Raw genomic sequence first — 18,370 nt, 5'->3', positions numbered from 1 at the left:
AAACAGGAGTTGTAAGTTGAAGATAAGTATACATCACCATTGTTATTAAAGCCTGACCTTATGCCAAAAGATGAACCAAAAGAAGTGGATAACGCTACCGACAAAACCAGCAAACCACTTATTTCCAACACGGTAAGCGCCTGGATAGGGATTGTTACTTCGGTAATTACTATTGTACTTACCATTTATACCACATCGAACAAAGTTCGTCTGGACCAGCTCGAAACAGATTTTAAGGACCGATCTACAAAGGTTGAAGAATCAAAGGAACGGGTTGAGCGCTACAAATGGGTTTATAGTCTTTATAACGATTTGAATGATGTTGATAAGCGAAAAAAGAACTTTACTGTTGGGTTAATCACACTCGCGTTAACTGATGTGGAATCAAAAAAGCTTTTTTCGGCCCTCCAAACCTCAGGCGATACTGTATTACAGAGCGTGGGCCAAAGCGGATTAAAAGCTTTAAAGGCAATAGGTAATGAAGATATAGCCGCCCTGATATCCAAGATCGACACTTCAAGCTCCCCCGACAGGATAAAAGCCGTGGGCGAGCTCGAAAATAAGTATGCCTCATCCCCGCCTGCCATCACCATGGTATTAAACCTGTACAACCCGGATAATATAACAACGCTTTCGCCGGATGGTATTATTAACGGGCTATATTATTTAAACCGTACCAATATAAAAGTTTGGAATAAGCAGCAAATTAAACAAGGGCAGGACGCTGCTGTTAGAATAGCAGCCTTAAACCCTGGCAAAAACACCAATAAAGAGCTGGCTAATTTCAAGGCATTCTTAGCGCTTGCTGCAACAGGGCAATAAGAGGTTTCTGATTGAATTATTACCTTGCCTTTTTCAAGGCCCTTAACATTTCTGGATAGCCATGGTGGCGCAGCAAGGCTTCTATGGTATTGGCTATGCGGTTGGCACGCGTATTTTCGGTTTTGGCGCCGTTGATCCATTTAATAAAATAGTCGCGATGGCCTTGCGCAAGGGTAAAAAAGAATTCCGCGGCTTCGGGTTCAAAATCAAAACACTCCTGCAAATCAGCCGGAACTTCCACTTTATAATCAAGATCTGGCTCAAGCTGTACCCGTAACATAGCGCCCCGGTGTTTACGCAAACCTTTACATATTTCCCTTTTCAGGGCCATAATAAAATTACCATCGCCCATGGGCATCAGGGCCATGCCGGCAATGGGCATCTCGTCTAATTTACCTTTTACCCTGAATGATTTTTTATTACCCGGCTTCATCTGCTGGGCCAGATCAGCCGGAATTTCAATATAGGTCCAGCCGGTTTTTTCGCCCTGTTCTGCAAATTGCAAAATAATGGTAGTAAAATCAATCATAGCAGGGTTTAAGGGAGTTTCCATTAACAGGAATCTAAAAAAACCAGTAAAATATTAAATTTATGTTAAATCCACAAAAATTTTTACATATTCTGTAACGTAAGGCATAGTACCGATGTCTTATGGATATAAAAACAATTAATAACAATAAAAACAACCTTAACAGCAATACAATGAAAACTTTAAAATCAATATTATTAGGCTTAACTTTATTAGTAGTAGCCACCGTTGCCAAAGCAAACACCTATACTGAAGGCGAAAATTTAACAAAAAATTATGCCATCAGCACCTATATCGACGCCATGACCCATGGTAAGTTAAAAGGCCTGAGTGAAGTGATCGACCAGGATGCTAAATTCAGCATGTTACGCGGTAAAACCGTTTTGAACTTTAGCAAAGACGAGATGATTCAATCATTAAACGCATCTAAAGGTACCGAGCAAACCTGCACCACTACTACATCGGTAGTTGAAAGCAACGAAGCTATTGCAGTTATCAAAGTTGATATGCAATATGAAGGCTTTACCCGCAGCAACTTTGTAACTGTATCAAACACCGGCAAAGGCTGGAAAATCACTAACGTATACAGCGTTTTTAAATAAGAGTTTAGTTTTAGTTTAGTGTTAATATGTAAGTAGAGAGCCCCGCCCAGCGGGGCTTTTTATTTTTGTTGATTTTTATTGTAACGTATTGAAAATTAATGTTGTCTTATAGATATAATTTAAATATAACCAACACCAACACAATATGAAAACCTTAAAATCAATACTATTGGGGCTTACACTACTGGTAGTAGGCAGCGCCGCGAAAGCTATCCCCTATAGTGACGGCGATAATTTAACCAAAACCTTTGCTATAAACACTTATGTTGATGCCATGACCCGCGGTAAACTACAGGGACTAAACGATGTGGTTGACCAAAATGCCAAGTTCAGCCTGTTGAGCGGTAAAAAGATCATCACCTTTACCCGCGATGAAATATTTCAATCCTTAAAACTCAATAAGAATGTAGAACAGGATTGTACCACCAGTACCACCATTATTCAAAGCAACTCCGATATCACCGTAGTAAAAGTTGATATGCAGTACGAAAGATTTGTACGAAGCAATTATGTAACCATTGCTAATACCGGCAAGGGATGGAAGATCACCAACGTATACAGCGTTTTTAAATAGCTTGGTTTAGTGTAATAGTTCAAGTAGAAAAGAGCCCCGCCCGTCGGGGCCTTTTTATTTTACCATAGGCTGCAAAACCGATTGCCACTTATCATACCCCTTTGCATTCAGGTGCAGATAATCTCCCTTGAACAAGCTGGAATCGGGCGCTGTAGTACCCGGCTTATAAATTACCGTAACCAGATCAACAAAGTGGCTGTTGGGTTTATTTTTCAGATACGTTTTTATCAGTTCATTAGCATCTGCCACGGTTGCATAATATTTGGCCCGCACCGGACTTGGCTTTATCGACAGATAATAGATCTCCGTTTTAGGTAATTTTTGGTGCAGCAGGGGCCATAGCTTAGCAAACTCCTGGGCCACAAACGGGGCGGATTTACCAGCGGCAATATCATTTTCTCCAGCATAAATAAATATTTTGCGTGGCTCATAGGGGAACAGAATATACGGAGTATAATAATCAACCAATTGCTCCAGGGTTGAGCCACCTACGCCCCGTTTAATAATAGGCTTACCGGCAAAACGCTGCTCCAGATCGCTCCATAAACGGATGGATGAACTGCCAATAAACAGTAGGCCACCCGGCTTAGGGAAGCTCAAACTATCCTGGTGCTTAAATGCCCGGATCTCATTATCAAACGGAAAACCCTGCTGTGCGGATACTTTAGTAATGAAAGCACAGCCAATTAAAAACAAAAATAATTTCAGTTTCATCATGCTAAGATAAGTCTAAAGTCCTGAGTCCAAAGTCTACGGTCAGATTTTTAGACTTAAAACTTTTGACTATTGGCTTGATATCAATCGTTCCTCAAAAAACAAAAATGGTAATTGGTTCTCAATGCCTTTAATTATCCATACCGGGCCGCCCTCCACAAATAATAAAATTTTAATGGCTTTGTTTTGCTTTTTTTCCACTTCGGCCAGTACCTGCAGGCATGAGCCACAGGATGTTACCGGTTTGGTGAGCATAAATTCATCTGTTTGAGCAGTAACCGCCATAGCTACAACCGGATCGTCGGGATGATTGGCACCCCAATAAAACAGGGCCACACGCTCGGCACAAAGGCCCGACGGGTATGCCACGTTTTCCTGGTTGCTGCCATAGATGATCTTACCGCTTTGTAAACGCAGGGCTGCCCCTACCCGGAACTTTGAATATGGTGAATGTGAGTTCTTTAATGCTTCGGTTGCCTCCAGGCACAACTCGTAGTCGGCGATGGGCAGTTCTTTCAATGAATCATACTCATCAAAAGCTATTTTTATTTCATGATTGGTCATAAATATTAGTCCCGAAAAAAAGCGGGGGAAACAAGATAAGGATTTTTTGACAGGATTAAAAGATTTAATAGGATTTATTAGATTTCATTTACCTGGTCTATTCTTCCAAAAACTTTTTAAACCTTAGATTTTAACAAATTTTTGCTCAAAAACGGGGTAAAATGGCCTCAAAATTTATTAAAAAACCTCATTTTAACATTTTTTAACAAATTCTGACACCGTTTTGAGCCGTTTTTTAAACTTTAAAAAGTATTAATTTATTGACTATCAAATAACTACACAATAAACAGTTGTTTTTTTGCCCTGTTTTGGCCTTAACTAAACAGCCCGGCTTCCTCAAAAAGAGAAAGCCGGGCTGTTGTTTGTATAAATATACGAAGTTTTAAAGCAATATGCAAGGTCATGCCACAAGCAAGACTGATGATTAACCTGTCCCGAGGGATCCTGAAACAAGTTCAGGATGACCTATCAGTCAGCTTGCGTCCTTCTATAAACCCCTTCCTCCCCTTCCCGAGGGAAGGAATCACACGGGCCTCTACTTTTAATCTTCGCTATTTCCAGTTCCCTCCCTCGGGAGGGGTGTTGTTGGTATGCGCGCGATGGCAGGGAGGGGTTTCTGCGCGATGCAAGTTTACGTGCTGCATAACCCCCTCCTCCCCTTCCCGAGGGAAGGAATCGCACGAGGCTTGGGCTTTTAAGCAGGGTGTCATGCTGAGTTCCGTCGAAGCATGGTGGGCAGGCCTCTGCGCTCTACCCTTCGACGGAGCTCAGGATGACAGCCCTCTTTTGTGTGAAGTGCATAAAAAAAGAGACGCATGTGATGCGTCTCTACATAAAATCCTGTAATCAGATAAATTCGTTTAATCGTGTCATACCGCTACGGGCAGGGCCAGGGTTTCAGCTTCTTCGGCTATCAGCGGGTTGATGCTTTCATCGTCTTTTTCAACGCGCAGGTTGTTTACGATGTGCATTTGGCGGGTTGGGGTATTTTTACCCATAAAATATTCCAGCAAGCCCTTGATGTTGGCATCTTTCAGGATCACGGGATCAAGACGGATATCCTTGCCGATAAACAGGCCAAATTCCTCGGGCGATATCTCACCCAAACCTTTAAAGCGAGTTATCTCGGGTTTATTGCCCAGTTTGGCAATGGCATTGCGGCGTTCCTCGTCGCTGTAGCAGTAAATGGTTTCTTTTTTATTACGTACCCTAAACAGCGGGGTTTGCAATATGGATACGTGACCAGCTTTTACCAGGTCGGGGAAAAATTGCAAAAAAAAGGTCATCAGCAGCAGGCGGATGTGCATACCATCCACATCGGCATCGGTAGCAATCACAATATTGTTATAACGCAGGCCGTCAATACCGTCCTCAATATTCAGGGCGTGTTGCAGCAGGTTAAACTCTTCGTTTTCGTAAACCACCTTTTTGGTGAGCCCGTAGCAGTTGAGCGGTTTACCTTTTAGGCTGAATACGGCCTGGGTTTGCACATCGCGCGATTTGGTGATGGATCCGCTGGCCGAGTCGCCTTCGGTGATGAATAGTGTGGTATCCTGGCGGCGTTCATGCGTATCTTCAAAGTGCAGTTTACAATCGCGCAGTTTACGGTTATGTAAGGATGCTTTTTTGGCGCGCTCGTTGGCCAGTTTTTTGATGCCGGCAATATCCTTACGTTCGCGTTCCGATTGGAGGATGCGTTTCAGCAATCCATCGGCAGCCGCAGGGTTTTTATGCAGGTAATTATCGAGCTCCTTTTTTACAAAGTCATTGATAAATCCGCGCACCGATGGCCCATCCGGACCAATATTTTGCGAGCCCAGCTTGGTTTTGGTTTGCGACTCAAATACAGGCTCCTGTACCTTAATGGCGATAGCCGCAACAATAGAGGCGCGGATATCTGCCGCGTCATATTCTTTTTTATAGTACTCGCGCACGGTTTTCACCACCGCCTCGCGAAAGGCTGCCTGGTGCGTGCCTCCCTGGGTGGTATTCTGTCCGTTCACAAAGGAGTAATATTCCTCGCCATAAGCCTGACCGTGGGTCATGGCTATCTCAATGTCTTCGCCTTTGAGATGAATGATGGGATAGCGAAGCGTTTCCACATCGGTATTGCGGGTAAGCAGGTCATACAGTCCGCGCTCCGAAAAATATTTTTGTCCGTTAAAATTGATGGTTAAGCCCGAGTTGAGGAACACGTAGTTCCAGATCATACTTTCCACAAACTCCGGTATAAAGCGGTAGTGACGGAAAATGCTATCATCGGGTGTAAAATTAATGGCGGTACCGTTGCGTTGCGTGGTTTCCTTTTCGGCCTCGTCACGTACCAGTTCGCCTTTGGCAAATTCGGCCAGTTTGGTGCGGTTATCACGGTACGATTGTACAATGAATACGTTGGACAGGGCGTTAACCGCCTTGGTACCCACACCATTTAAACCTACCGATTTCTGGAAGGCCTTGCTGTCATACTTACCACCGGTATTGATCTTGGATACGCAATCGATCACTTTTCCTAAAGGTATACCGCGGCCATAATCACGTACAGATACTTTATGATCGCTCATGTTTACCTCAATGGTTTTGCCCGATCCCATCACAAACTCATCTATCGAGTTGTCGATGATCTCCTTAAGCAATACGTATACACCATCGTCATAAGCCGAGCCATCACCCAGTTTACCAATATACATACCGGGGCGTAAACGGATGTGTTCTTTCCAATCCAGCGAGCGGATACTATCTTCACTATAATTAACTGCGTCTGCCATTTATAAAGTATCTTTTTTAAATCCCGGTGCAGAAAATGCACCCATTTGCAAAAATATAGTTTAAGCGCCGAACTTATCACTCAAAACTGTCAACTTATCAACATTTATGGCCATCATGCCGAACATAATGAAGCATCCGTTATACAACAAGCATGCAGAAGCAGATGCTTCGTTCCTCAGCATGACAAAATGATATTAACATTTACCATTGCCAGCCCATGCTAAATGGTCAAGATGAACCTTGGCAGCAGCTCTGCAAATCCTTATATTAGGCTATCAGGTTTGCTTTTGTATAAGTTGTAATGCTCCAAACATTCGCCTTCCTGTTAAAAAACGTTTTCACAATCATCTAATCTAAAAAAACAAAAAATGAAACATCTTAAAGAAAAACTGCCGGAGTTGGGTATTAGCAAAGTACTAACCAGAGAACACATGAGGGATATGAAAGGAGGGATATTAGCACAACTTGCCTGTTCATGTTTAAGTGGTGGTGGATTTTCGCCAAAACCAGGGTTATCAGAGGCTCAGATTGATCAGTTAACCGCACACTATTGCCCGGGGCAGAGTACCAGCTACTGCGCTACTATCGACGTTTAGTAAGTTTCAAAACATCAAACCTTTTCCGTTTCTGGGTTTAGTGTGACTAATTATTTGATCGATATTTTTTGATATTGGTTATTTGTCCTTCTACTTGCACTCGTTTATCATATGCACAAGTAGAAGGATTTGTCATGCTGAACGTATTGAAGCATCTGGTATACAACAAGCATAGTGAAGAAGATCCTTCGTTCCTCAGGATGACAAAATGATATTAATTTTTGTTGACCATTCTTATGTCAAAGTCGATTCTGGAGTGTTGGAAATTAAACTTCACCTTTACATTTTAAACTTGAGGCTGTTGCTGGCCTTATCGATATTTTTAAAAAACTCGGGGTCTTTTTCGTTAGCGAAGCATACCATTAAAATAATACCGGTGTGGCTGCGCAGCAGCGTGATCATTAAGGCATATTTATAATGCTTGGTGGCGGGCAGATCGAGCAGGTTAAGCAGGTATGATTTGCCGGCATCGGCATTGTAACGATCGAGCACATTTTGCGGCATGTAGCGTATAAAATAGTTATTATCGCCAGTAAAGGCTATAGCATGTGCCTTACCCATATCTACATATAAAGAATCCGGATTGGCCAAAGGGCCACGCTTATCATTTTGCGACCGTTCATAGCTCACCCAGTTTTCTTTTTGTGATTTTACCTGGAACCAAACTTCAAACCCTTTCCCCGGCATTTCCATAGCATAATCAAAAGAAAAATCTTCATTGTTGGTGGCTGGTATTTCTTTAAAGCCTTTGGGGAAAGTGAACGTAGCATTGGCCTGTGCCAAAAGCTGTAAAAACTCTTTTAATTGTTGGCTTCCCTGTACCGCTGGCTTAGCCAGTGCAGGTACCGGCTTCTTTTTAATATTGGTTTTAGTACGCGGATGAACAGTTTGTGCCCAGCCGTTTGCCACAAAAAACAAAAGTGCAAGCTGCAATAATATGTGCTTATTTTGTCTTACAATAGCTTTCATTTTCTGGGAAGGTCCGAATTGCTTTAAGGTATTGTTATAAATATAGAAATACAAATCAAAACTAATTAAAAATTTAAAGAAATGAACAACTTGCTAAAGCCTTTTAGTTTTTGCTCAGACCTAACGTAGCAAACGTTTTTTTGACTTTTTTATTGAATAACGCATGAAATATTATCCAGTAAAGTTGTTTATTATTACATCATTAACCTTTGTTCACAAACATTACCTTAGATGAAACAAGGGTGTTTATGTTACCAAACAATACGACATATTTAAATAATACTCAACAAACATGAAGTACGAAGATATTCCATTGATCAATAACGAAGCTATTCATCACTTTGAACTCACTGTTGATGGTACCAAATCCTATATTGATTACAAGCAAATAAAAGACGTAATATACCTGATCCACACTGAAGTACCCGAAGAAATGGAAGGCCAGGGCATTGCCGCGGCGCTGGTGGAAAAAGCATTTGTGTACATGGAGCAGCATAACCTGAAGATGGTGCCCTTGTGCGCCTATATACAAGCCTACCTGAAACGCCATCCCGAATGGACCAAACTAAGAGCAGTATTTTAATTAATTAGTGAATTATTGATTTAGTGAATTGTACCAGTGAGCGAATTATTGAATTAAAAAATTGGCACCTCATTTAAAAAATAAGAATTAATAATTCAAGCATTCAAAAATTAATCCCTCACTAATTCACTAAATCAATAATTCACTAATTAATAGGGTGACGTGCTCACGGCCGACCAGCCGCCATCTACTATAATATTTTGCCCGGTGATTTGTGTGGCCTGCGGCGATACCAGGAACAGTACGGCATTGGCCACATCCTGCACGGTACCTGGCCTGCCCATGGGCGTAATGCGCGACCAGGTATCCTGGTAACCGGTATCTTCCATGGTGCGCTCGGTTAAGGTGGCGCCCGGGGCCACGGTATTTACGGTGATATGATAGGGCGAAAGCTCCACCACCAGACTTTTGGCCAGCATTTCGAGCCCGGCTTTGGTCATGCCGTATGCGGCCAGATCCTGATGCGCCTGATGCCCCGTTACTGATGACATGAACAGGATGCTTCCACCGCTTTTTTGTTTGATGATTTGCCGGGCCGTACGTTGCGCCAGAAAAAAACTGCCCTGCAAATTCAGGTTCATGACACTTTGCAACGACGGTTCCGGATAATCCAGAAAACTGCCAAACAGGGTAATGCCCGCGTTGGCTATGGCTATGGTAAGTTTGCCAAACTGCTGTACCGCGGTATCAACCATTTGCTGTATAAAATCAATATCGGCAGCATCACCGGCCAGGTCGATACAGTTACCGCCAAGCCTGTTGATGGTCTCTGCCGCGTTGGCTGCCAACTGAGGATCCACGTCATTGATCAATACCGCCGCGCCTTGGAGGGATATTTGTTTGGCAATTTCAAAGCCTATACCCTGCCCTGCTCCCGTTACAATGGCTACCTGCCCGGTAAAATTATTTGCTGTCATATTTTTGATTGTATGGTGATGAGCCGACCCACCCGGTCATCACTTCGTTCGACGACCCTCTCTTCGCCTGCGGCGGAAAGAGGGGATTTTCTTTTTCGTTTATATTTATTTCCCTTCCTCAATCACTAATTCACTAAATCAATAATTCAATAATTCAATAATTAATTAATGTGAGTCCCGCACTACCTCGCTGCCCGAGCCGCCTTTTAAAAAGTCGAAATCGGCACCAAGGTGGGCTTGCTCCACATGGGTTTGGTAGAGGTGAACATAACCCCTTTTGGCTATGTTGGTGTGCAGCACCAGCCGCTCTTTACGGGCGGCTATTTCCTGGTCGCTCACATCCAGGTGTAAGGTACCGGCATACACATCCAGGCTGATGATGTCGCCGTCCTGTACAATAGCCAGCGTGCCACCTACTGCGGCTTCGGGCGATACATGCAGTACTACCGTACCAAAACCTGTACCGCTCATGCGGCCATCAGATATGCGCACCATATCGCGCACGCCTTTATCCAATAGCTTTTTGGGGATGGCCATATTGCCTACCTCGGGCATACCGGGGTAACCTTTGGGACCAACATTTTTGAGCACCAGCACATTGGTTTCGTCCACCTCCAGGTTGGGGTCGTTGATCTTATTTTTATAGTCCTCGATATCCTCAAACACAATGGCCCTGCCGGTATGAATCATGAGCTCGGTACTGGCTGCCGATGGCTTCATGACTGCCCCGTTCTCGCATAAATTGCCTTTCAGCACCACGATACCCGCTACGTCGTTAAATGGTTTTTTCCAGCTGGCAATCATTTCGCGGTTAAAACACTCGGCATGCTCGTAGTTTTCTTTGATGGGTTTACCGGTAACGGTTATGGTATCGCCATGTAAAACCTCATGCAGCTCTTTCATGAGGGCGGGCAGGCCGCCGGCATAATAAAAATCCTCCATAAAATATTTGCCAGACGGCTGCAGGTTGGCCAACAGCGGAATACGTTTGGCTGTAGTATTAAAATCGTCCATGCTCAGATCAACCCCGATGCGAGCGGCGATGGCGAGCAGATGGATAATAAAATTGGTGGAACCACCGATGGCCGCGTTTACGCTGATGGCATTTTCAAAGGCCTTGCGGGTAAGTACATCTGATAATTTCAGATCTTCCCGAACCATTTCCACAATGCGGTTGCCCGACAAATGGGCCAGCACTTTACGACGGGAATCAGCCGCTGGTATCGCAGCGTTTTCGGCCAATGATAGCCCCAGCGACTCCACCATACAAGCCATAGTTGATGCCGTACCCATTACCGCGCAATGCCCCCGGCTGCGGGCCATACAGGCCTCGGCAGTGTACAGCTCTTCATCACTCATATGACCGGCACGATGATCTTCAGAAAAACGCCAGATGTCGGACGTGCCGATGTCATGCCCGCGATATTTACCCGTAAGCATAGCTCCGCCCGATACGACGATGGTGGGGATATCTACACTACAGGCGCCCATGACAAGCGCGGGCGTGGTTTTATCGCAACCGCAAAGCAACACCACGCCATCAAGCGGATTGGCGCGGATGGATTCTTCCACATCCATGCTTACCAGATTGCGGTACAGCATGGCTGTAGGTTTGATAAGTGTTTCGCCAAGTGACATCACCGGGAACTCCACCGGGTAACCACCGGCTTCATAAATACCATTTTTTACAGATTCAGCCAGTTCACGAAAATGGGCATTGCAGGGTGTAAGCTCCGACCAGGTATTGCAAATGCCTATAACCGGTTTACCCTGCAACTGATGCGCCGGGATGCCCTGGTTTTTCATCCAGGCCCGGTAAATAAAACCATCCTTGCCTGTTTTGCCAAACCAGCCCCTGCTTCTTAGCGGTTTACTATCCATAAGTATAATTGGTTGAAGATTCAATAAAGCAAATATAAATTTCTGTAAATCGTTTTAGGCAGAGGGGAAATAAAATTATTTTGAGGGGGGGAGCCTCACCCCAGCCCTCCCCAAAGGAGAGGGGGTAAAAAAACTATTTTGTCATGCTGAACGAAAGTGAAGCATCTGTTATTGAACTTTTCGCTTGTACAATAGATCCTTCGTTCCTCAGGATGACAGAAAATAAAAGCCCCCTCTATGCGCGAAGCGGAGAGAGGGGTGACAAGCGCAGCGATGTCGGGGTAAGTCGATACTCTTGCTTTGCTTTTTTACCTATATTGGCTCAAACTTTACCCCTTATGAAAAAGCACTTCTTCATCCTGCTGATGATAAGCGGCATTAACGCTTTTGGACAAGATTTTAAAACACAGATAGCCGATTACCGCAAAGGCTATATGGATGATTTCCTGAAAGACCCGCGCTCGCCCCTGAAAAAAGATGATCTACAGTTTCTACGTTTTTATGATGCCGATAGTACTTACCACGTTACCGCCCAAGCCTCGGTGCTGGTCAACGCGCAGGCTTTTATCATGCCGGTATTCAGCGGCACCGGTAGCGAATATGTACCTTATGCCGTGTTAAAATTCACCCTCAAGGGCAAGCCCCTGGAACTAACGGTGTTCAAGAGCACAAGATTATCCAAAATTCCGGGATACACCGATTACCTTTTCCTGCCTTTTATTGACGATACCAATGGCACAACCACCTACGGCGGCGGGCGTTACATCGACCTGCGTACAGGTGATTTTAAAGATGGCAGCGTAGTGATCGATTTCAACAAGGCTTATAACCCCTACTGTGCCTTTAGCTCCGGCTATTCCTGCCCCAAACCACCTGATGGCAACCGCCTGGCTCTTACTGTGGAAGCCGGGGAAAAATTGTTTGGTAAAGAGGTGAAGCATTGAGTATGATACGATCATTAAGCCTTATCTTTTGTTTGGTTATAAGCCAACTGGCTTTTGGGCAAAAAAAGCAACACGTCCGTTTTCCACCTCCGGTTATTGAATTCCCGTTTACCCCGGCATGTGAGCTTCCTGATAATAAAAATGAGTTGGTATATACCCGGTTTGTTTACACCAGCAGAGGAGATATGCAGCCGGAAGAAAAGACATGTAAAAATATAATCGCTAATCTGTATTTACCCCCCAACGTTTTTCTTGACCCCAAATACTCCAGGTATTTTAAAAAGACGCCAACACAAAAACGAAAGAGAGATTTAATTATAGATGCCATTGGTGTATTTGAAGATGATCAATGGGGTATTGAACATGGCATTGGCGATCTGGGAAATAATAAATACCGGTTTATTGTAAAAATAGTTCTAAACATCGAACCGGCTTATTCCGGAAAATAATTAATCAACGTTTCTAAATTCAACATATCAGGATTAATAATCCGTATGAAAGCCCTTCTCTAAATAAAAAATTTACTTATATTCACGCTTTCAAAACAAGTGTTACTCTTACACTAATAATAAACCTGTTTACCGAAATCCAATATGATTAAAATGTTGCCTGTGTTTGATATCTGCATCACTAAATCGATTAATTAACCTATTAAAGGCAATCATTTTGAATACCATCCATACTTTATTACCAGGGAAATTGTTCATGCTGATGGCATTGTGTCTCTTTGCTTTTACGGCATCGGCACAAAAAAAGAATGCCGCTTATCAGTACCATATCCGCAGAGCTACCGGCCCTATTGTTATTGACGGTATGATGGATGATGCCTGGTATAAAACCGACTCCACCAGTCGTTTTTTTATGGTGCTGCCCATGGATACCAGCAAGGCCACCCTGCAAACCCAGGTGCGGATGACCTATGATAATAACAACATCTACATTATCGCTACCTGCTATACCAGCGGTCCCGGGCAATACATGGTGGAATCCATGAAGCGGGATTTCGCCTTTCTGAAAAACGACAATTTTATATTCTTCCTTGACCCTTTTGATGCCCGTACCGATGGCTTTAGCTTTGGCGCCAATGCCGCCGGGGGCCAATGGGACGGTACCATGTACGAAGGCGGCAAGGTGGATTTGAGCTGGGACAACAAATGGGTATCGGTAGTAAAAAATTATCCTGATCGCTGGGTGTTTGAAGCGGCCATCCCCTTTAAAAGCATCCGGTATAAAAAAGGCACGGATGTATGGGGTATTAATTTTAGTCGTAACGATCTTATAACTACCGAAAAATCAGCCTGGGCACCTGTACCTCGGCAGTTCCCGACAGCTTCACTGGCCTATACCGGGTCACTGGTCTGGGACGAACCGCCACCCGAGGCTGGTACCAATATTTCCCTCATCCCTTATTTGCTGAGTGGTGTATCTAAAGATTACCAGGCCAAAACGGGTACCGCCTGGAAAAAAGAGGTAGGAGGCGATGCCAAGATCGGTCTGACCTCGTCCCTCAATCTCGACCTTACCGTAAACCCCGATTTTTCGCAGGTAGACGTGGACCAGCAGGTGGTTAACCTGAACCGGTACGAACTGTTTTTCCCCGAAAAGCGCCAGTTTTTTCTGGAGAACGGCGACCTGTTTGCCAACTTTGGCTACTCTGATATCCGGCCATTTTTTTCGCGCCGTATCGGGTTGAATGCCCCTATCCGCTTTGGCACCCGGCTTACAGGTAAACTGGATAAGGACTGGCGCGTAGGCCTCATGGATATACAAACCGGCGAGGCAGACGCGGCAGCCATGCCCGCCCAAAATTATGGTGTACTTACCCTGCAACGGCGTGTGTTTGCCCGCTCCAACATCGGCTTTATGTTTATCAATAAAGATGCTACGGGCACGGCTACGCCAGGCACGCAGTACAACCGTAACGTGGGGATGGAGTTTAACCTGGCATCGTCGAATAACTTGCTCACGGGTAAACTACTCGGCATCAAATCATTTACACCGGGATTGAAAGGGCATGACCTGGTGCTTGCCGGTCACCTCCAATATCTTAGCAAATACTGGACAGCCTATTTACAAGATGAATTCGTGGGCAAAAACTACACCGCCGGGGTAGGCTATGTACCGCGGACGGGCTATAACAAGATCAGTCCGCTGTTGCTGCGTAATTTCTTTCCAAAATCTGGCGGGATATTGAGTCATGGCGTACAACTGGTATCCAACTATTATTTTGACGAAAGCTTTAAGCGTACCGATAATGAGAGTACGCTCTCCTACCTCATCACGCTGCGTAACCGCAGTACGTTTACGTTATCGGCTATTAATGATTATATTAAGCTGCTGGTACCCTTTGATCCTACCAACACCGGCAAACCACAGTTACCCATCGGTACCGAAAATCATTGGAACACCATCGACGCGCAGTTTGTATCCAAGCCACAGGCCTTGTTCACCTACCTCGCCGAAACCGCTTACGGGGGCTATTATCAAAACGGTCATAAAACTACCGTTACCATGCAGGTGGGTTACCGCTTTCAGCCTTATGTCAACATTGCGGTCAACAGTTCTTTTAACGATCTGCGGATGCCCGAACCTTATGGCAATACCAGCTTCTGGCTCATCGGTCCGCGTACCGATATTACGGTGAGCAACAAGCTTTACTTTACCACGTACATACAATACAACGGGCAGATCCGTAATATCAATACCAATATCCGTATGCAATGGCGCTACAAACCAGCATCCGACTTTTTTATTGTTTACGGCGATAACAATACACCATCACCTTTTATGGTCAAGAACCGGCAGTTGGTGGTGAAATGGACGTATTGGTGTAATTTGTAGGGAGGATAATCACCTCTCGCAGTCGCTCGGCTCCAGCCGAGTGACGATTATTTTCAGGCCTCTGGCCTGCGATTTAAATATAGCCTTGTTTTCGCAGCGGCCGGAGGCCGGGTAATGATGACCACTCGGCAGGAGCCCACAGGTGTTGGGAAGACGGAAAAAGAGTGGAAGACAGTGCGATTCCCCTCTTGAGAGGGGTGGAGGGGTGTGTCCTTCCGCTTCATGAACACACCCCTGCCACTGCACAAGTCTACACACCCCCTCTCAAGAGGGGAGCTTGATCGATAACATTATCTCTTCCCAACACCTGTGGGCAGGAGCCGAGCGACGGCGAAGAATTATATTTTCTTCCACTCAGCGGGTAAGCTTCGGGCGAAAGCAGATAGAACGATGATGGAGTGTGGGGAGATGGGACATAGCAAGTTTTTGCTGAAGCGTAGGAAAATGTGCGAACGAAGTGGGGCAAAATAATTGCAGTCCGTGGTTCTATCGGCTTTGCAGTGCGAAGGCTTTGTGCGGCAAAGAAGCATTTCCGCTGAAGCCTTTTTGGTTACTTTTGTGGCGACAAAAGCAACTGGCCCTCCCGTGGCCAAGAGCGGGTATACGTCCGGTAATGCGGCCCTGTGTAGCTTAGAGATTGCTTCGTTCCTCGCAATGACATGTAGATTGATGCATGTGTCTCCCTCGCAGCGCTCGGCTCCTGCCGAGTGACAACTATTTGCAGGCCTCCGGCCTGCGAGTTAGTTCCTACTTGATTTCCACAGCGGCCAGAGGCCGGGTAATAATGGTCACTCGGCAGGAGCCGAGCGACTGCTAAAGGAACTTCATCTCTTGCCAATCGGTTCAAACCCCTTCCCCCCCTTCCCGAGGGAAGGAATCGCACTTACCCTTGCTTTTAATTTGTTACCTAAACCCGCATGGTTTTAAAGGTTAAAACACATATTTTTGGGTTCTACCCGTTTACCCCATGTTAAAAACTTATACTACCCTATTTTTCACATTTATTGCAGCGACAAACGCTATCGCCCAAACTTCAAAAACCACAGCCAGAACAGATACCACTCATCTGCAAACCGTTACCGTTAAAGGTTACCTGAGCGAACAGCCGGTGATCAGTGTACCGGCCTCGGTGAGTGTATTGGGTGCAGCGCAGTTGAAACTACAGCCCGATAATTCATTTGTGAGCGCTTTGAATACTGTGCCGGGTGTTCGGGCCGAGGAACGCTCGCCGGGCAGTTACCGTTTATCGATCAGGGGTAGTTTGCTGCGGTCGCCATTTGGGGTGAGGGATGTAAAAATTTATTTTGACGAGATACCATTGACCGATGCCGGTGGCAATACCTATCTGAACGCGGTGGATATTGCCAGCGTACCCAATATCGAAATACTAAAAGGCCCTGATGGCAGCTTATTTGGCGCCAACTCGGGTGGGGTAATGTTGCTGAGCCCGGTAAACCGTTACGCCGATACCAGCTACAGATCCATCGGTATCAATACCGGCTCTTACGGACTTTTTCATGAAAAGGCCAGCATACAGCAGCAGTTTGGTAAAAACCTGCTGAGCATTAACCAAAGCTATCAGGCTTACCAGGGCTATAGGCAAAATAGCAATATGAGTCGCAACTACATACAAGCGGCCGATAAATGGAACTACAGCGGCAAAAACGAATTGCGCTTCCTGGGGTTGTACTCCAACCTGGCCTATGAAACCCCGGGCGGATTAAATCTTGCCCAATTCAATTCCGATCCACGGCTAGCCAGGCAACCTACGGTTACACCAAAATCTACCATACCCGGGGCTATACAGCAACGCATCGGTATTACTACCAAAATGTACCTGGGCGGTTTAGTGAATGAATACCATTTCAGCGATCGTATCCGAAACGTACTGTCGGTTTTTGGCAGTCACGTTGATTTTGCCAACCCGTTTATCACCAATTATGAGCAACGCGGCGAAAACACTTTTGGTTTCCGTACCTATTTTGAACTGGCTGGTGTACCACACCAAAACATCAACTGGAAAGTGAACCTGGGGATGGAGTGGCAACAAACCAATTCCGTGATCAGCAATTATGGTAATAAAGGGGGCGTAAAAGATACCACCCAAACCAGCGACTACATTCACACCAACCAGCATTTTATATTTGCCCGTTACTCGGCCGATATCTATAAACGCCTGCACCTGGAAGCAGCCTTAAGCCTCAACTGGTACGGCTATGATTTCAAGAACATCTATCCGCTGGCGCAAACCAGTTTTACCAACCGCGATTTTAAACCACAGCTGATGCCAAGATTGGCCCTGAGCTACCAGGTGACCGGTAATTTTATCTGGCGGGCATCTGTAAGCCGGGGCTACTCAACCCCTACCACTGCCGAAGTGCGCCCTACCGACAATATCGTGAACACGGCCCTGCAAGCTCAAACCGGCTGGAACTATGAAACGGGTTTCCGCCTGCGCAACCAGGACGAGACGATGTTCCTGGATGTATCGGCGTTTTACTACCGCATCAGCAATGCCATTGTGCGCCGTGTAAATGCCGATGAAACCGAGCATTATATTAATGCGGGGGGGACCAATCAGCCGGGTGTTGAATTGTCATTTACTGATTGGTTGATCCGCCCAAACAGTACTCACTTTGTAAGAGGGTTGCAGTTTAATGAATCTTATACCTTGAGTAAGTTTACGTTCAGAAATTATGTAGATGCAGTAACCAATGCCAGTTATTCGGGCAATAATTTGACCGGTGTGCCCCAAAATGTTTTTGTGAGCAGTTTGCAATTGCGGGTACCGTACAACCTGTCGGTATTTGCCCAGCATAATTATACGTCCAAAATTCCGCTGAATGATGGCAATACGGTTTATGCAGGTAGCTATAACCTGTTACAGGCTAAAGTAAGCTGGCAGCCCACCATCGGTCACACCACCCACCTGGAAATTTACGCTGGTGCCGATAATATTCTGAACCAGAAATACAGCCTGGGTAATGATCTGAACGCGGTAGGTAACCGCTACTATAATGCATCGCCGTTACGCAACTATACCGTGGGCATGGGGGTGGTGTTTTAGT

Annotated in this window: 16 protein-coding genes; 9 read left to right on the top strand and 7 right to left on the bottom strand. The window is 45.2% G+C overall.

Features of this window, described 5'->3' with window-relative positions:
• The first annotated feature begins 60 nt into the window (after positions 1 to 60).
• On the top strand, positions 61 to 822 hold the full coding sequence (locus ACTJKG_RS27170) for a hypothetical protein (RefSeq protein ID WP_172338400.1): 762 nt from the start codon (positions 61 to 63) through the stop codon (positions 820 to 822).
• A gap of 19 nt (positions 823 to 841) precedes the next feature.
• On the opposite strand, the gene ACTJKG_RS27165 is transcribed toward ACTJKG_RS27170, so the two are convergent.
• Positions 842 to 1,375, bottom strand: a complete 534-nt coding sequence (locus tag ACTJKG_RS27165) for a YdeI/OmpD-associated family protein (protein ID WP_440740979.1) — start codon at positions 1,373 to 1,375, stop codon at positions 842 to 844.
• Between the two features lie 149 nt (positions 1,376 to 1,524).
• Between ACTJKG_RS27165 and ACTJKG_RS27160 the strand changes: the two genes are divergently transcribed.
• Together ACTJKG_RS27160 and ACTJKG_RS27155 are read left to right on the top strand one after the other, a co-directional pair.
• The gene (locus ACTJKG_RS27160) at positions 1,525 to 1,953 is read left to right on the top strand and encodes a nuclear transport factor 2 family protein (RefSeq protein WP_172338398.1); all 429 of its coding nucleotides are present in this window, start codon (positions 1,525 to 1,527) and stop codon (positions 1,951 to 1,953) included.
• A gap of 145 nt (positions 1,954 to 2,098) precedes the next feature.
• The gene (locus ACTJKG_RS27155) at positions 2,099 to 2,527 is read left to right on the top strand and encodes a nuclear transport factor 2 family protein (RefSeq protein WP_440740978.1); all 429 of its coding nucleotides are present in this window, start codon (positions 2,099 to 2,101) and stop codon (positions 2,525 to 2,527) included.
• Between the two features lie 54 nt (positions 2,528 to 2,581).
• Here the strand turns inward: ACTJKG_RS27155 and ACTJKG_RS27150 are convergent, their stop codons facing one another.
• The 3 genes from ACTJKG_RS27150 to ACTJKG_RS27140 form a co-directional block, all read right to left on the bottom strand.
• The gene (locus ACTJKG_RS27150; protein WP_172338396.1) at positions 2,582 to 3,244 is read right to left on the bottom strand and encodes a GDSL-type esterase/lipase family protein; all 663 of its coding nucleotides are present in this window, start codon (positions 3,242 to 3,244) and stop codon (positions 2,582 to 2,584) included.
• A 66-nt stretch (positions 3,245 to 3,310) separates the two neighbouring features.
• On the bottom strand, positions 3,311 to 3,805 hold the full coding sequence (locus ACTJKG_RS27145) for a cytidine deaminase (protein WP_172338395.1): 495 nt from the start codon (positions 3,803 to 3,805) through the stop codon (positions 3,311 to 3,313).
• Between the two features lie 869 nt (positions 3,806 to 4,674).
• Positions 4,675 to 6,570, bottom strand: a complete 1,896-nt coding sequence (locus tag ACTJKG_RS27140; protein ID WP_172338394.1) for a DNA topoisomerase IV subunit B — start codon at positions 6,568 to 6,570, stop codon at positions 4,675 to 4,677.
• Positions 6,571 to 6,939: 369 nt separating this feature from the next.
• Here ACTJKG_RS27140 and ACTJKG_RS27135 point away from each other — a divergent pair, with 369 nt between their 5' ends.
• Positions 6,940 to 7,167 carry a hypothetical protein gene (locus tag ACTJKG_RS27135; protein WP_440740977.1) on the top strand — a complete coding sequence of 76 codons (228 nt, stop codon included), beginning with the start codon at positions 6,940 to 6,942 and terminating at the stop codon, positions 7,165 to 7,167.
• Positions 7,168 to 7,446: 279 nt separating this feature from the next.
• On the opposite strand, the gene ACTJKG_RS27130 is transcribed toward ACTJKG_RS27135, so the two are convergent.
• Positions 7,447 to 8,136, bottom strand: coding sequence for a hypothetical protein (locus ACTJKG_RS27130; protein WP_440740976.1), 690 nt, complete (start codon positions 8,134 to 8,136; stop codon positions 7,447 to 7,449).
• 292 nt (positions 8,137 to 8,428) lie between these two features.
• Between ACTJKG_RS27130 and ACTJKG_RS27125 the strand changes: the two genes are divergently transcribed.
• A complete protein-coding gene (locus ACTJKG_RS27125; protein ID WP_440740975.1) occupies positions 8,429 to 8,719 on the top strand; it encodes a GNAT family N-acetyltransferase in 291 nt (96 codons plus the stop codon).
• A gap of 149 nt (positions 8,720 to 8,868) precedes the next feature.
• Here the strand turns inward: ACTJKG_RS27125 and ACTJKG_RS27120 are convergent, their stop codons facing one another.
• On the bottom strand, positions 8,869 to 9,636 hold the full coding sequence (locus ACTJKG_RS27120) for an SDR family NAD(P)-dependent oxidoreductase (RefSeq protein ID WP_440740974.1): 768 nt from the start codon (positions 9,634 to 9,636) through the stop codon (positions 8,869 to 8,871).
• Between the two features lie 165 nt (positions 9,637 to 9,801).
• On the bottom strand, positions 9,802 to 11,517 hold the full coding sequence (locus ACTJKG_RS27115) for an IlvD/Edd family dehydratase (RefSeq protein WP_440740973.1): 1,716 nt from the start codon (positions 11,515 to 11,517) through the stop codon (positions 9,802 to 9,804).
• Positions 11,518 to 11,855: 338 nt separating this feature from the next.
• Between ACTJKG_RS27115 and ACTJKG_RS27110 the strand changes: the two genes are divergently transcribed.
• From ACTJKG_RS27110 to ACTJKG_RS27095, 4 genes are all read left to right on the top strand, one after another.
• On the top strand, positions 11,856 to 12,461 hold the full coding sequence (locus tag ACTJKG_RS27110; protein ID WP_440740972.1) for a DUF1684 domain-containing protein: 606 nt from the start codon (positions 11,856 to 11,858) through the stop codon (positions 12,459 to 12,461).
• Positions 12,462 to 12,463: 2 nt separating this feature from the next.
• The gene (locus ACTJKG_RS27105) at positions 12,464 to 12,910 is read left to right on the top strand and encodes a hypothetical protein (RefSeq protein ID WP_440740971.1); all 447 of its coding nucleotides are present in this window, start codon (positions 12,464 to 12,466) and stop codon (positions 12,908 to 12,910) included.
• Between the two features lie 262 nt (positions 12,911 to 13,172).
• Complete coding sequence (locus ACTJKG_RS27100; RefSeq protein ID WP_440740970.1) at positions 13,173 to 15,302, top strand: DUF5916 domain-containing protein; 2,130 nt, start codon at positions 13,173 to 13,175, stop codon at positions 15,300 to 15,302.
• 967 nt (positions 15,303 to 16,269) lie between these two features.
• The gene (locus tag ACTJKG_RS27095) at positions 16,270 to 18,369 is read left to right on the top strand and encodes a TonB-dependent receptor (RefSeq protein WP_172338386.1); all 2,100 of its coding nucleotides are present in this window, start codon (positions 16,270 to 16,272) and stop codon (positions 18,367 to 18,369) included.
• Position 18,370 lies beyond the last annotated feature (1 nt).

It is taken from the genome of Mucilaginibacter sp. 22184 (assembly GCF_052045695.1).
Classification (GTDB): domain Bacteria; phylum Bacteroidota; class Bacteroidia; order Sphingobacteriales; family Sphingobacteriaceae; genus Mucilaginibacter.
The sequence above is the reverse complement of the archived record's forward strand: the minus strand, read 5'-3'. Positions and strand labels throughout refer to the sequence as shown.

What these genes read in the sequence shown, in the direction of transcription:
- ACTJKG_RS27170 (WP_172338400.1), top strand. Translation starts at nt 61, where the DNA reads ATGCCAAAAGATGAACCAAAAGAAGTGGATAACGCTACCGACAAAACC.
- ACTJKG_RS27165 (WP_440740979.1), bottom strand. Translation starts at nt 1,375, where the DNA reads ATGGAAACTCCCTTAAACCCTGCTATGATTGATTTTACTACCATTATT.
- ACTJKG_RS27160 (WP_172338398.1), top strand. Translation starts at nt 1,525, where the DNA reads ATGAAAACTTTAAAATCAATATTATTAGGCTTAACTTTATTAGTAGTA.
- ACTJKG_RS27155 (WP_440740978.1), top strand. Translation starts at nt 2,099, where the DNA reads ATGAAAACCTTAAAATCAATACTATTGGGGCTTACACTACTGGTAGTA.
- ACTJKG_RS27150 (WP_172338396.1), bottom strand. Translation starts at nt 3,244, where the DNA reads ATGATGAAACTGAAATTATTTTTGTTTTTAATTGGCTGTGCTTTCATT.
- ACTJKG_RS27145 (WP_172338395.1), bottom strand. Translation starts at nt 3,805, where the DNA reads ATGACCAATCATGAAATAAAAATAGCTTTTGATGAGTATGATTCATTG.
- ACTJKG_RS27140 (WP_172338394.1), bottom strand. Translation starts at nt 6,570, where the DNA reads ATGGCAGACGCAGTTAATTATAGTGAAGATAGTATCCGCTCGCTGGAT.
- ACTJKG_RS27135 (WP_440740977.1), top strand. Translation starts at nt 6,940, where the DNA reads ATGAAACATCTTAAAGAAAAACTGCCGGAGTTGGGTATTAGCAAAGTA.
- ACTJKG_RS27130 (WP_440740976.1), bottom strand. Translation starts at nt 8,136, where the DNA reads ATGAAAGCTATTGTAAGACAAAATAAGCACATATTATTGCAGCTTGCA.
- ACTJKG_RS27125 (WP_440740975.1), top strand. Translation starts at nt 8,429, where the DNA reads ATGAAGTACGAAGATATTCCATTGATCAATAACGAAGCTATTCATCAC.
- ACTJKG_RS27120 (WP_440740974.1), bottom strand. Translation starts at nt 9,636, where the DNA reads ATGACAGCAAATAATTTTACCGGGCAGGTAGCCATTGTAACGGGAGCA.
- ACTJKG_RS27115 (WP_440740973.1), bottom strand. Translation starts at nt 11,517, where the DNA reads ATGGATAGTAAACCGCTAAGAAGCAGGGGCTGGTTTGGCAAAACAGGC.
- ACTJKG_RS27110 (WP_440740972.1), top strand. Translation starts at nt 11,856, where the DNA reads ATGAAAAAGCACTTCTTCATCCTGCTGATGATAAGCGGCATTAACGCT.
- ACTJKG_RS27105 (WP_440740971.1), top strand. Translation starts at nt 12,464, where the DNA reads ATGATACGATCATTAAGCCTTATCTTTTGTTTGGTTATAAGCCAACTG.
- ACTJKG_RS27100 (WP_440740970.1), top strand. Translation starts at nt 13,173, where the DNA reads ATGGCATTGTGTCTCTTTGCTTTTACGGCATCGGCACAAAAAAAGAAT.
- ACTJKG_RS27095 (WP_172338386.1), top strand. Translation starts at nt 16,270, where the DNA reads ATGTTAAAAACTTATACTACCCTATTTTTCACATTTATTGCAGCGACA.